Annotated in this window: 16 protein-coding genes; 6 read left to right on the top strand and 10 right to left on the bottom strand. The window is 51.6% G+C overall.

Annotated elements, in window-relative coordinates; all coding sequences use genetic code 11:
- The first annotated feature begins 298 nt into the window (after window positions 1–298).
- Complete coding sequence (locus ACWYRJ_RS19595; protein ID WP_455508463.1) at window positions 299–853, top strand: gamma carbonic anhydrase family protein; 555 nt, start codon at window positions 299–301, stop codon at window positions 851–853.
- Here ACWYRJ_RS19595 and ACWYRJ_RS19590 read toward each other — a convergent pair.
- The 6 genes from ACWYRJ_RS19590 to dprA are packed head-to-tail and all read right to left on the bottom strand — an operon-like array spanning window position 829 to window position 4,612.
- Window positions 829–1,077, bottom strand: coding sequence for a DUF1488 family protein (locus ACWYRJ_RS19590; protein WP_111966068.1), 249 nt, complete (start codon window positions 1,075–1,077; stop codon window positions 829–831). The two genes, ACWYRJ_RS19595 and ACWYRJ_RS19590, sit on opposite strands and share 25 nt — an antisense overlap.
- On the bottom strand, window positions 1,074–1,892 hold the full coding sequence (gene aroE, locus ACWYRJ_RS19585; RefSeq protein ID WP_455508462.1) for a shikimate dehydrogenase: 819 nt from the start codon (window positions 1,890–1,892) through the stop codon (window positions 1,074–1,076). Before aroE ends, ACWYRJ_RS19590 begins: the two co-directional genes overlap by 4 nt.
- 4 nt (window positions 1,893–1,896) lie before the next feature.
- A complete protein-coding gene (gene tsaC / locus ACWYRJ_RS19580) occupies window positions 1,897–2,469 on the bottom strand; it encodes an L-threonylcarbamoyladenylate synthase type 1 TsaC (RefSeq protein ID WP_023309444.1) in 573 nt (190 codons plus the stop codon).
- Window positions 2,462–3,016 (bottom strand): DNA topoisomerase family protein, encoded by a 555-nt coding sequence (locus ACWYRJ_RS19575; RefSeq protein WP_047652855.1) that lies wholly within the window; start codon window positions 3,014–3,016, stop codon window positions 2,462–2,464. The genes tsaC and ACWYRJ_RS19575 overlap by 8 nt, the downstream gene beginning before the upstream one ends.
- A 26-nt stretch (window positions 3,017–3,042) precedes the next feature.
- The gene (gene smg, locus ACWYRJ_RS19570; RefSeq protein ID WP_008503477.1) at window positions 3,043–3,516 is read right to left on the bottom strand and encodes a DUF494 family protein Smg; all 474 of its coding nucleotides are present in this window, start codon (window positions 3,514–3,516) and stop codon (window positions 3,043–3,045) included.
- Entirely contained in the window at window positions 3,488–4,612 is a 1,125-nt protein-coding gene (gene dprA, locus ACWYRJ_RS19565) for a DNA-protecting protein DprA (RefSeq protein ID WP_111966072.1), read from the bottom strand. Before dprA ends, smg begins: the two co-directional genes overlap by 29 nt.
- Before the next feature lie 127 nt (window positions 4,613–4,739).
- On the opposite strand from dprA, the gene def reads away from it, so the two are divergent.
- The 5 genes from def (at window position 4,740) to mscL (ending at window position 9,516) form a co-directional block, all read left to right on the top strand.
- Window positions 4,740–5,249, top strand: coding sequence for a peptide deformylase (gene def / locus ACWYRJ_RS19560; RefSeq protein ID WP_008503479.1), 510 nt, complete (start codon window positions 4,740–4,742; stop codon window positions 5,247–5,249).
- 24 nt (window positions 5,250–5,273) lie between these two features.
- Entirely contained in the window at window positions 5,274–6,221 is a 948-nt protein-coding gene (gene fmt / locus ACWYRJ_RS19555; protein WP_149367523.1) for a methionyl-tRNA formyltransferase, read from the top strand.
- A 52-nt stretch (window positions 6,222–6,273) separates the two neighbouring features.
- Window positions 6,274–7,560, top strand: a complete 1,287-nt coding sequence (rsmB, locus tag ACWYRJ_RS19550; RefSeq protein WP_149367524.1) for a 16S rRNA (cytosine(967)-C(5))-methyltransferase RsmB — start codon at window positions 6,274–6,276, stop codon at window positions 7,558–7,560.
- A 22-nt stretch (window positions 7,561–7,582) separates the two neighbouring features.
- Window positions 7,583–8,959, top strand: a complete 1,377-nt coding sequence (gene trkA / locus ACWYRJ_RS19545) for a Trk system potassium transporter TrkA (protein WP_149367525.1) — start codon at window positions 7,583–7,585, stop codon at window positions 8,957–8,959.
- 146 nt (window positions 8,960–9,105) lie between these two features.
- Window positions 9,106–9,516, top strand: a complete 411-nt coding sequence (mscL, locus tag ACWYRJ_RS19540; RefSeq protein WP_023309449.1) for a large-conductance mechanosensitive channel protein MscL — start codon at window positions 9,106–9,108, stop codon at window positions 9,514–9,516.
- Here the strand turns inward: mscL and ACWYRJ_RS19535 are convergent, their stop codons facing one another.
- The 4 genes from ACWYRJ_RS19535 to rplQ form a co-directional block, all read right to left on the bottom strand.
- Window positions 9,517–9,732 carry an alternative ribosome-rescue factor A gene (locus ACWYRJ_RS19535; RefSeq protein WP_111966064.1) on the bottom strand — a complete coding sequence of 72 codons (216 nt, stop codon included), beginning with the start codon at window positions 9,730–9,732 and terminating at the stop codon, window positions 9,517–9,519.
- Between the two features lie 57 nt (window positions 9,733–9,789).
- Window positions 9,790–10,215 carry a Zn(2+)-responsive transcriptional regulator gene (gene zntR, locus ACWYRJ_RS19530; RefSeq protein ID WP_014833516.1) on the bottom strand — a complete coding sequence of 142 codons (426 nt, stop codon included), beginning with the start codon at window positions 10,213–10,215 and terminating at the stop codon, window positions 9,790–9,792.
- 2 nt (window positions 10,216–10,217) lie between these two features.
- Window positions 10,218–10,586, bottom strand: coding sequence for a DnaJ family domain-containing protein (locus ACWYRJ_RS19525; RefSeq protein WP_149367526.1), 369 nt, complete (start codon window positions 10,584–10,586; stop codon window positions 10,218–10,220).
- A 106-nt stretch (window positions 10,587–10,692) separates the two neighbouring features.
- Window positions 10,693–11,076, bottom strand: a complete 384-nt coding sequence (rplQ, locus tag ACWYRJ_RS19520; RefSeq protein ID WP_001216368.1) for a 50S ribosomal protein L17 — start codon at window positions 11,074–11,076, stop codon at window positions 10,693–10,695.
- Window positions 11,077–11,165 lie beyond the last annotated feature (89 nt).

Here is an 11,165-nt window from a genome sequence, read left to right as displayed (position 1 = left end):
AGGTGGCGTATATTACGCTTTCCTCTTTCAGAGTCAACCCGTTATTTCAGGATTTTTTCTCTTCAACCGACCGGGTTGTTTGTGAAGTGATTCACATCCGCCGTGTCGATGGAGGCGCATTATAGGGATCCCATTTTTTAGCACAAGTATTTTTTAGATCTTTTTGTCCGACTGCTGATTTTCCGCGCTTTTCGCTGAAATCCCGCCCGATCTGCTTAAATATTGACGTATTTTGCCTTGCCTCGATCCATTAATACGATCAAAGTCTTCTGTATAGCGCTCATTGTTAGAGGTAGATATGCCCGCAGTATTACGTTCTTATAAAGATCTGTTCCCCCAAAAAGGCGATCGCGTGATGATCGATGCCAGCAGCGTGGTGATTGGTGATGTCCGAATGGCCGACGATGTCAGTATCTGGCCACTCGTCGCCATCAGGGGTGATGTTAACTATGTGTCGATTGGTGCACGTACCAATATTCAGGACGGTAGCGTCCTGCACGTCACGCACAAATCCTCCTATAACCCGGAAGGTAATCCCCTCATCATTGGAGAAGAGGTTACCGTCGGCCATAAAGTGATGCTTCACGGCTGCACTATCGGAAATCGCGTACTTGTTGGCATGGGGTCGATTTTGCTGGATGGTGTCATAGTAGAAGATGACGTGATGATTGGAGCCGGTAGCCTGGTCCCGCAGAACAAACGGCTGGAGAGCGGCTATCTTTATCTGGGAAGTCCGGTAAAACAGATCCGCCCCCTTAAGGAGGCAGAGATCGAAGGATTAAAATACTCGGCGAAAAACTACGTAAAATGGAAAAATGATTATTTGGATCAGGATAGCCAAACCCAACCCTGATCGTCTTCCTGCTCTTCGCGGATTAAATCGCTGGCTTCCTCTTCCAGATCCCAGCGATTTTCGCAAAATACCGCTATCGGATCTGAACCGCCAAAACGACGCAACAGCGTTTCCCCATGAATGGCACAGGTCAGTTGCATGCCGTGTACCAGAACCGGGAAACAGACCGCTTGCTTACTTTCATCCCAGCTCTCTCTGTCCGGAAAATGAATAGCCTGATTCACGCCGAAAGCTCCTGCTTTAACTTTTCAATGACCGGCTCGACTGCAGGCAACACCCCGTGCCAGAGAAGCACCGCATGCGCAGCCTGCCCCACCAGCATGCCGAGTCCATCGGCTAACTTTTTCGCACCGTGTTGTTCACACCAGTAAAGGAAAGGCGTCTTCCCTTTCTGATAAAACATGTCATAGAAATACATATGCGCACTGACCAGCGAAGCGGGGATCGCCGGGATCTCACCACTAATGCCGCTGGATGTGGCATTAATGACAAGATCGAACTCACGATCGGCAAGATCGTCAAGAGCTGCCGCGCTCACGCTGCCGGTATGCGCAAACAACGCCGCCAGCGCTTCTGCCCGGGAAAAGGTTCTGTTAGTAACGGTCACCGAACAGTCCAGTGAAAGCAGAGGCAACAGAACGCCCCGCGATGCGCCACCCGCGCCAATCAGCAGGATCCGGAATCCGGGCTTGATAAAGGAGAGTCTTTCCAGATCGCTGAGTAAACCAATTCCGTCGGTGTTGTCACCCAAAAGGCGTCCATCCTCAAGCCGTTTTAGAGTATTGACTGCACCAGCCAGTGAAGCCCGCTCGGTTAGCTCATCCGCACGTTCGAAGGCTTCCTCTTTAAAAGGCACCGTCACATTCGCGCCTTTGCCCCCCGCGGTGAAAAAGGCCTCCAGCGTTGGGATAAAAGCATCCACTGGCGCCAGTATGCGACCGTAGGGATGATCAATCTCCAGCTGCTCCGCGAATTGCTGATGGATCAACGGTGACTTGCTGTGTGCAATGGGATTGCCAAAAACAGCATAGGTTTCCATGAGATTACCCCTGGCGAAAACGTTCGCCGGTCAAAGCGTCGCGAATTTCAGACGGATTCAGGCGCCCTCCCGTTTCACCGACAGCAACAGGGAAGTCATTCCCGAACTGCGCCAGCACTTCTTCGGTTGTCCGACAAGGCGGCAATCCGGTCAGGTTAGCACTTGTTGAGACTAGCGGTTTACCAAATGCCAGACAAAGCTCAACCACCAGCGGATGGTCAGTTACGCGAACGGCGAGGGAATCAAAGCGTCCGGTTAACCAACGCGGGGTTGTCGGCTGCGCCGGGAAGACGAAGGTCACCGGTCCCGGCCACGCGGAGAAGATAGTCTCGCGCTGCGCCGGCGTAAGCATGGAGTCGTCGATATAAGGTTTAAGCTGCTCGTAATTCGCAGCGATCAAAATCAGTCCTTTCTCGACGGGTCTTTGTTTCAGGGCAAGCAGACGGCTCACAGCCGTCTCGCTGTCAGGATCGCAACCGACCCCAAAAACAGCTTCAGTTGGATAGGCGATGACTTCTTCATTTTTCAGTACGTCCACAGCATGCGCAATGGAGCCTGATGGCAGGTTATTATTCACTATTTTGATCCGCCGTAACCGGCTTTCCACATTGTTTACTGGCGCAGAAGCGTTTCATGCCTTGCGCGGTTTTCTTCTCTATCAGTAGCGGATAATTGCAATGAGGGCAGGTTCCCGCTACTGGTTTAAAATTGATGACGAACTGGCATTCAGGGTAGCGATCGCACGAATGGAAGGTCTTACCATAACGGGAACGGCGCTGTACCAGCTGACCGCGCTGACACTGAGGACACGCAATTGCCGTTTCATCAGGCTTATCAATTTGTTCCGTATGCTCACATTCTGGATAGCGGCTACATCCAATAAACATGCCGAAACGCCCCTGCCGCAGGGCTAATTCACCACCGCACACGGGACAATACTGACCCTCCAGAATTTTAACGATATGTCCATCCGCCTGGCTTTTCAGAGGACGAACATAATCACATTCCGGATAGTGTGAACAACCGAGAAACGGGCCGTGTTTCCCGGACCGAATAACAAGTTCAGCCCCGCACTGCGGGCAGGGCTCGTTTTTATGCACCGTGAATAGTGCTGATTTGGCCATAACAACTCTTGGTGCTGCACATTGAATTAGTGCAGCATACCTTCATTCACTTCAAAGAGTAATTCTTCCATTTGCTGATAGGCATTTTCACAGCCCGGGATATTAAACAGAACCATCAGGATCACCCATTTGAGATCTTCCAGTTCGAATTCTGCTGTATCCAGCGCCATGACGCGCTCTATCACCATTTCTCTCGTTTCGAGGTTCAGCACCTGAATCTGCTCAAGGAATAAGATGAATCCCCGGCAGCTGGCGTCCAGCCTTTCACACTCTTCTGCGGTATAAATGCGTACTGACAATGGATCAGAAGCAAGCTGCATCGGTTCGGCCAGGCCTTCCTGATAATCAGCCAGTTTTTCCAGCCACATCAACGCATTATAGATGTCTTCCCGCTCAAACCCCGCATCGGTAAGATCCTGTGTCAATTTGTCCTGATCCACTCGCATTTCTGCTTCGTTATGGATGTAAGTCTCAAACAAATACATCAGTACGTCGAACATGGCATGCCCTCCTTAATCGGACATAGCCGCCGGGTACAGCTGCGATCCACCCTGCTAACTCCAGTTCGAGTAGCTGTGCTACCGTTACTGGCACAGGTTGGCCGGCACGTTCAGCGACAACGTCAACAGGTGTTACCTCATCTCCTACGTTAGCCAGGAGCTTGGGAAATGGCAATGCCACCTTTCCCTGATCTGATGAATATTGTCGCTTTTCGGGATCTTCCTGTAGCCATTGCAATCCATATTGCAAATTTTCAAGAATATCCCCTACTTCCGTTACCGGTGTGGCCCCTTGTTTAATCAGCCAGTGGGGCCCCTCGCATCCGGGGTTACCTATCGGGCCGGGCAAGGCAAAGACCTCTCTCCCCTGTTCAAGCGCGCATCGTGCCGTGACCAGCGAACCGCTTCGCCGCGCAGCTTCAACTACCAGCACGCCTTTGCTAAGCCCGCTGATAATTCGATTACGACGCGGAAAGTTTGCCGGCCTGGGCTGCGCGGAAAGCGGAAACTCAGAGACTATCGCGCCGTCAGATTCAATAAGCCGCATCGCCAATGCCTGATGTCGGCGTGGATAAATGCTAAAAAGACCGTTCCCCAGCACCGCGACACTTTGTCCTTTAGCTGACAGCGCCGCGCTGTGGGCAACGCCGTCAATACCACAGGCCAGCCCGCTGGTAATCGTGAAACCACTTTGTGTAAGCTGTTCGCACAGGATTTTCCCCCATCGCTCGCCGTACCATGACGGCGCACGACTGCCTACCACCGCCAGCTGAACGGTATTAAGCGTCTCTGGGTTACCTTTTATGAATAATGCACCGGGATAATCAGGGATCGTGCGAAGCAAAGGGGGATAAAGGGGATGGTTGGCCGTTAATAAATGATGCCCCGGCTGCTCAAGCCATAGCAGGCTACGTTCCAGCTCACTCTCATTGAACGCAAAGAACCGTTCAGCCTGCTTTGCTGTCAGTCCAGCATTTCTTAAGACAAGCGTGTCGATGCCTTCCTGCTTCTGCAGTCGTGCAGCCGCTTCCAGCATTACATCACCACACAGAGACCCTGTGTGTATTAGCCGTAGCCATATCTCGGTCAACGTCATCCTTTCCCCTGCCATAAGCGGCCTCCGCAATCATTGCGATTGGTCACTGATGCTGTCAATCGATGGGGGATTTGTCTAGAATAGAGGTAGTATTCTTATCAACTCCTGAACACGACTCTGGAAATTTATGGCAGTTTTGCAAGTGTTACATATTCCGGACGAGCGCCTTCGCATCGTCGCTGAACCGGTCAAAGAAGTGAATGCAGAAATCCAGCGTATCGTTGATGATATGTTCGATACCATGTACGCCGAAGAAGGCATTGGTCTGGCGGCGACGCAGGTAGACATTCATAAGCGTATTATCGTGATTGATGTTTCTGAAAATCGCGATGGCCGCCTGGTGCTGATCAACCCTGAGCTGCTCGAAAAGAGTGGCGAAACCGGTATTGAGGAAGGCTGTCTGTCTATTCCTGAACAGCGTGCGTTAGTGCCGCGAGCTGAAAAGGTGAAAATTCGCGCCCTGGATCGTGACGGTAATCCGTTCGAACTGGAAGCAGATGACCTGCTGGCGATTTGTATTCAGCATGAGATGGATCACCTTGTCGGTAAACTGTTTATCGATTACCTCTCACCGCTGAAACAGCAGCGTATTCGTCAGAAAGTAGAAAAACTGGATCGTTTGCGTTCTCGCGCATAACGCCCCCCGGATACAAGGATCATCGTGTCTAAAACACTACGAATTATCTTCGCGGGAACCCCTGATTTTGCAGCGCGTCATCTTGACGCGCTGTTATCTTCCGGTCACAAGGTTGTTGGCGTCTTTACCCAGCCGGACCGTCCTGCTGGTCGCGGCAAAAAAATGATGCCCAGCCCGGTAAAAGTGCTGGCAGAAGAGCATGGGCTACCCGTTTTCCAGCCCGTATCGTTACGCTCCCAGGAAAATCAGCAGCTGGTCGCTGACCTGAAAGCCGACGTAATGGTGGTGGTGGCTTACGGTTTAATCCTGCCAAAAGCTGTGCTCGATATGCCTCGCCTGGGTTGCATCAACGTGCATGGGTCTTTGCTCCCGCGCTGGCGTGGTGCTGCACCTATTCAGCGCTCGCTGTGGGCAGGTGATGCCGAAACGGGCGTTACCATTATGAAGATGGACGTAGGTTTAGACACCGGCGATATGCTGTATAAACTGGCCTGCCCCATTACGTCAGACGATACCAGCGCCACGCTGTATGACAAACTGGCAGACCTCGGTCCACAAGGGCTTATCGAGACGCTCCAGCAGCTTGCTGACAATACGGCGAAACCGGAAGTTCAGGATGACGCGCTGGTGACTTATGCCGAAAAGCTGAGCAAAGAAGAAGCGCGGATCGACTGGTCCCTGTCGGCCGCTCAGCTTGAACGCTGCATTCGCGCTTTCAATCCGTGGCCGATGAGCTGGATAGAGATTGATGAGCAGCCGGTGAAAGTGTGGAAAGCCTCCGTCATTAGCGGTACTACTACGGCTGAACCCGGTACGATTGTTGACGCCAACAAGAACGGCATCCAGGTGGCGACTGGGCAAGGGATATTGAATCTTGAATCGCTCCAACCGGCCGGTAAGAAAGCCATGAGCGCTCAGGATCTGTTAAATTCCCGTCGCGAATGGTTTATCCCGGGCAACCGTCTTGCCTGAGCAAATTTATTCTTAAGGCCCGGTGTTTCCGGGCATTTTTATTTTTACGGTTATGAAAAAACAAAATCTACGCAGTATGGCGGCTCAGGCCGTCGAGCAGGTTATTGAGCAGGGCCAGTCATTGAGCAATGTCCTGCCTCCCCTGCAGCAAAAAGTCTCTGATAAGGATAAAGCCCTGCTTCAGGAGCTTTGCTTTGGCGTCCTGCGCACGCTTTCTCAACTTGAGTGGTTGATTAATAAGCTGATGTCACGCCCAATGACAGGCAAACAGCGCACCGTACACTATTTGATTATGGTGGGTTTTTATCAGCTTCTTCATACCCGCATCCCACCCCATGCCGCGCTGGCGGAGACGGTGGAAGGTGCCGTTGCGATTAAACGTCCTCAGCTGAAAGGGCTGATCAACGGCGTACTGCGTCAGTTCCAGAGACAGCAGGAAGAGCTTCTGGCTGAATTTGCCCAAAGCGAAGCGCGCTTCCTGCATCCGGACTGGCTGTTGAAGCGCCTGAAAAAAGCTTATCCGCAGCAATGGCAGGACATTGCCGATGCTAACAACCAGCGTCCACCAATGTGGTTACGCGTGAATCGTAATCACCACACCCGTGACGCATGGCTGGCATTACTTGAAGAAGCTGGAATGAGCGGCTTCACCCATGACGCATACCCTGATGCCGTGCGCTTAGCATCGCCTGCACTGGTACATGCACTGCCCGGCTTTGAAGACGGTTGGGTAACTGTACAGGATGCCTCGGCTCAGGGTTGCATGACCTGGCTTGAACCCCAAAACGGTGAGCAGATCCTCGATCTCTGCGCCGCACCAGGGGGCAAAACGACGCATATTCTTGAAGTGGCTCCGCAGGCCAGCGTGATGGCAGTGGACGTTGATGAGCAGCGTCTTTCACGCGTCTACGACAACCTCAAGCGCCTGGGCATGAAGGCACAGGTTAAGCAAGGCGATGGACGCAAACCAGCAGAATGGTGTGGCGAAACACAATTCGATCGCATTTTGCTGGATGCCCCCTGCTCTGCCACCGGCGTGATTCGTCGTCATCCTGATATCAAGTGGCTGCGTCGCGATCGTGATATTAACGAGCTTGCCCAACTGCAATCCGACATTCTCGACGCCATCTGGCCACATCTTAAACCCGGCGGCACGCTGGTCTATGCGACCTGCTCAGTGCTGCCGGAAGAAAACAGTCAGCAAATCGCGGCCTTCCTTAAACGTACCCCGGATGCAGCGCTGCGCGATACGGGAACGCCTGAATGCCCGGGTCAGCAGAATCTGCCGGGTGCAGAAGAGGGTGATGGCTTCTTTTACGCTAAGCTAATCAAAGAGTGATGTTGAGAACAGGTCACGAGATATGAAGATTATCATTCTGGGCGCAGGACAGGTTGGCGGAACGCTGGCGGAAAACCTGGTTGGGGAAAACAACGACATCACCATAGTTGATACCAACGGCGATCGCCTGCGTGTTTTACAGGACAAATTTGACCTGCGGGTGGTGCAGGGTCATGGTTCGCACCCACGTGTTCTTCGTGAGGCAGGCGCCGACGATGCCGACATGCTGGTTGCGGTAACCAGTTCTGATGAAACTAATATGGTGGCCTGTCAGGTGGCCTACTCGCTTTTCAACACGCCAAACCGAATTGCGCGTATTCGCTCTCCGGACTATGTTCGCGATGCTGAAAAACTGTTTAATTCCGAAGCGGTCCCCATCGACCACCTTATCGCGCCAGAACAGCTGGTTATCGACAATATCTACCGCCTGATCGAATATCCGGGTGCCCTGCAGGTGGTAAACTTTGCCGAGGGCAAAGTGAGTCTGGCAGTGGTTAAGGCCTATTACGGCGGGCCATTGATCGGCAATGCGCTTTCCACCATGCGCGAGCACATGCCGCATATCGATACGCGCGTCGCAGCCATTTTCCGTCACGACAGACCCATTCGCCCGCAGGGCTCCACGATTGTCGAAGCCGGTGATGAGGTCTTCTTTATTGCGGCCTCACAGCATATTCGTGCGGTGATGAGTGAATTACAGCGTCTCGAAAAACCCTATAAACGCATTATGCTGGTCGGCGGCGGCAATATCGGTGCAGGTCTGGCACATCGGTTAGAAAAAGATTACAGCGTGAAGTTGATCGAGCGCGATCAACAGCGTGCTGCTGAACTGGCGGAAAAACTTCAAAATACGATCGTATTTTATGGTGATGCGTCCGATCAGGAGCTACTGGCTGAAGAGCATATTGATCAAGTCGATCTCTTTATTGCCGTCACCAACGATGACGAGGCAAATATAATGTCCGCCATGCTCGCGAAGCGCATGGGGGCAAAAAAAGTCATGGTGCTTATCCAGCGCAAGGCGTATGTCGATCTGGTTCAGGGCAGCGTTATTGATATTGCCATTTCGCCTCAGCAGGCAACAATTTCAGCGCTTCTGAGCCATGTTCGTAAAGCGGATATTGTCGGTGTGTCATCGCTCCGCCGTGGCGTGGCGGAAGCCATTGAAGCTGTTGCTCACGGAGATGAAACCACTTCACGCGTCGTGGGCCGGTCAATCGATGAAATTAAGCTTCCACCAGGCACGATCATCGGCGCCGTTGTGCGCGGGGATGATGTCATGATTGCCAATGATAATTTACGAATTGAGCAAGGCGATCACGTTATTATGTTCCTTACCGATAAAAAGTTTATTACCGACGTCGAACGTTTATTCCAGCCAAGTCCATTCTTCCTTTAAAGAATTGGGTGCTCCAGAAAGAGCACCCTTACTTTATCCTTTTCATTTTTGTGCCTTTTATTTTTTATAATGTTTAATTATCCCGAATGGCAATTGGCTAATCATTTGTTAAACTTAAACTCGTCAGCTGGCACAAGGAGAGAACAATGAGTTTTATTAAAGAATTTCGCGAATTTGCGATGCGCGGGAACGTGGTGGATTTAGCTGTGGGTGTCATTATTGGTGCGGCATTCGGCAAGATTGTTTCATCATTAGTGGCCGACATTATCATGCCACCTTTAGGGTTGTTAATCGGGGGCATAGATTTCAAACAGTTCGCTTTCACGCTGCGTGAAGCACAGGGTGATGTGCCGGCGGTCGTGATGCACTACGGCGTATTCATTCAGAACGTATTTGATTTTGTGATTGTCGCGTTTGCCATTTTTATGGCTATCAAGCTGATCAACAGGCTCAATCGTAAGAAAGAAGAGCCAGCTGCAGCACCTGCACCAACGAAAGAAGAAGTGCTGCTGAGTGAGATCCGCGATCTGTTAAAAGAGCAGAACAACCGCGTTTAATCAAAAGCTTAAAGCAGGAAGGCCAGTGGTAAATAAGCGATTCGCTTGCTTGCCACTGGCCTCCCAGTTACCCCGTTTTTCATGCTTGTCTTTACGCAGATAACTTCCTTTCCCTTTTTTATTCTTCTCAACGCGCTGTCTGAATAGCGGGTCGTGAAGTAGTGCCTCAATGGCATTGTCTTTGATCTGACCTTTCGTATGCTGATAGCGGCTCATAAATTCTCCTGAGCTTGGTTTATGACGACGGGAGTCTAGACCCGGATGAACTAAAAATCAACAGCCCTGCGTTTCTCCACTGGCTCCCTGTTCAAGGGCTTCCAGAATGGAACAATAAATACTGCTGTGGGCCGTACCGCAGCAGGCATCATTCAGCCTTTGCAGGGAGCGCTGCATGGTCTGCAGCTCCTGAATGCGTGCTTCCACTTCATCCAGACGGGCCTGCACAATGCTTTTAGACTCCTGGCAGGTGTGATGTGCCGGATCGATGCGGATCGATAAAAGTTCGCGGATCGAGTCTAATGTGAAACCGAGCTGGCGCGCATAACGAATAAACCGCAGGCGCTGCAGATCGTTATCGGTATAAAGTCGAAAGCCACCTTCAGTACGAACTTCATGATCAATCATCTGCTGCTTTTCGTAATATCGGATGGTATCCGGCGTGACGTTAGCGAGCTTCGCAAGTTCACCGATACGGTACATAGCTACTCCTCATTTAATTTCTGCATCAATCTTTCACCGTATTCACCGTGCAGAAAGTCAGTGTTCATTCCTGCCTGGCGAAGCTTGAGTTCAAGCAGGGCGAGACGACTGCTAAGTTCAGAATGTCGCGGATCGTCCTGACGGATGCCTTTAAGCAGATCGGCCAGTTCAACAGCCTCTCTGCGCTGTTCAAGCTCCAAAGGGAGACAGCCTGCATTTTTCAGTAAACGGTATCCAGCCCGTAATTCAGGCGAGATGTGGGAATCGTCTTCAAGCACAAGAGGTTCGCCGCTTCCTGGAAGATCGTCGAATTCGCCTTTTTTTTGGGCATCACAAATATGGCGTTCTGCCCACTGGTCGAGCAACCACATTACCAGCTCCAGGGATGAACAGAATTGATACAGACATTGTAGAGAAGTGGGGATTTCACGGATATAAAAAAACCCGCCGGAGCGGGTTTTTTTACGTTACTGCAGATTACTCTGCAGCAGCTTCTGCTTTCTCTGAACGATCAACCAGCTCGATGTAAGCCATCGGCGCGTTGTCGCCTGCACGGAAACCACACTTCAGAATGCGAGTGTAACCACCGGCACGGCTCGCGAAACGCGGGCCCAGTTCGTTAAACAGTTTTGCCACGATCTCGTTATCACGAGTACGGGCGAATGCCAGACGACGATTAGCAACGCTGTCAGTCTTGGCAAGAGTAATCAGCGGCTCAACTACGCGACGCAGCTCTTTCGCTTTAGGCAGGGTCGTCTTGATGATCTCATGACGAACCAGTGAACCTGCCATGTTGCGGAACATAGCCTGGCGATGGCTGCTGTTGCGGTTCAGTTGACGACCACTCTTACGATGGCGCATGACCTTATCCTTCTCAGTAAAACCTTAACCTGTGATCCGGTTACTCGTCAGCAATGCTTGCCGGTGGCCAGTTTTCCAGGCGCATGCCC

It is taken from the genome of Enterobacter sp. (assembly GCF_977039595.1).
The sequence above is the reverse complement of the archived record's forward strand: the minus strand, read 5'-3'. Positions and strand labels throughout refer to the sequence as shown.

Bases quoted from the DNA above. Each gene is read 5' to 3' on its own strand.
- aroE (WP_455508462.1), bottom strand. From the start codon at position 1,892: ATGGAAACCTATGCTGTTTTTGGCAATCCCATTGCACACAGCAAGTCA.
- ACWYRJ_RS19595 (WP_455508463.1), top strand. From the start codon at position 299: ATGCCCGCAGTATTACGTTCTTATAAAGATCTGTTCCCCCAAAAAGGC.
- mscL (WP_023309449.1), top strand. From the start codon at position 9,106: ATGAGTTTTATTAAAGAATTTCGCGAATTTGCGATGCGCGGGAACGTG.
- trkA (WP_149367525.1), top strand. From the start codon at position 7,583: ATGAAGATTATCATTCTGGGCGCAGGACAGGTTGGCGGAACGCTGGCG.
- zntR (WP_014833516.1), bottom strand. From the start codon at position 10,215: ATGTACCGTATCGGTGAACTTGCGAAGCTCGCTAACGTCACGCCGGAT.
- ACWYRJ_RS19575 (WP_047652855.1), bottom strand. From the start codon at position 3,016: ATGGCCAAATCAGCACTATTCACGGTGCATAAAAACGAGCCCTGCCCG.
- rplQ (WP_001216368.1), bottom strand. From the start codon at position 11,076: ATGCGCCATCGTAAGAGTGGTCGTCAACTGAACCGCAACAGCAGCCAT.
- smg (WP_008503477.1), bottom strand. From the start codon at position 3,516: ATGTTCGACGTACTGATGTATTTGTTTGAGACTTACATCCATAACGAA.
- def (WP_008503479.1), top strand. From the start codon at position 4,740: ATGGCAGTTTTGCAAGTGTTACATATTCCGGACGAGCGCCTTCGCATC.
- dprA (WP_111966072.1), bottom strand. From the start codon at position 4,612: ATGACGTTGACCGAGATATGGCTACGGCTAATACACACAGGGTCTCTG.
- rsmB (WP_149367524.1), top strand. From the start codon at position 6,274: ATGAAAAAACAAAATCTACGCAGTATGGCGGCTCAGGCCGTCGAGCAG.
- ACWYRJ_RS19525 (WP_149367526.1), bottom strand. From the start codon at position 10,586: ATGTGGTTGCTCGACCAGTGGGCAGAACGCCATATTTGTGATGCCCAA.
- ACWYRJ_RS19535 (WP_111966064.1), bottom strand. From the start codon at position 9,732: ATGAGCCGCTATCAGCATACGAAAGGTCAGATCAAAGACAATGCCATT.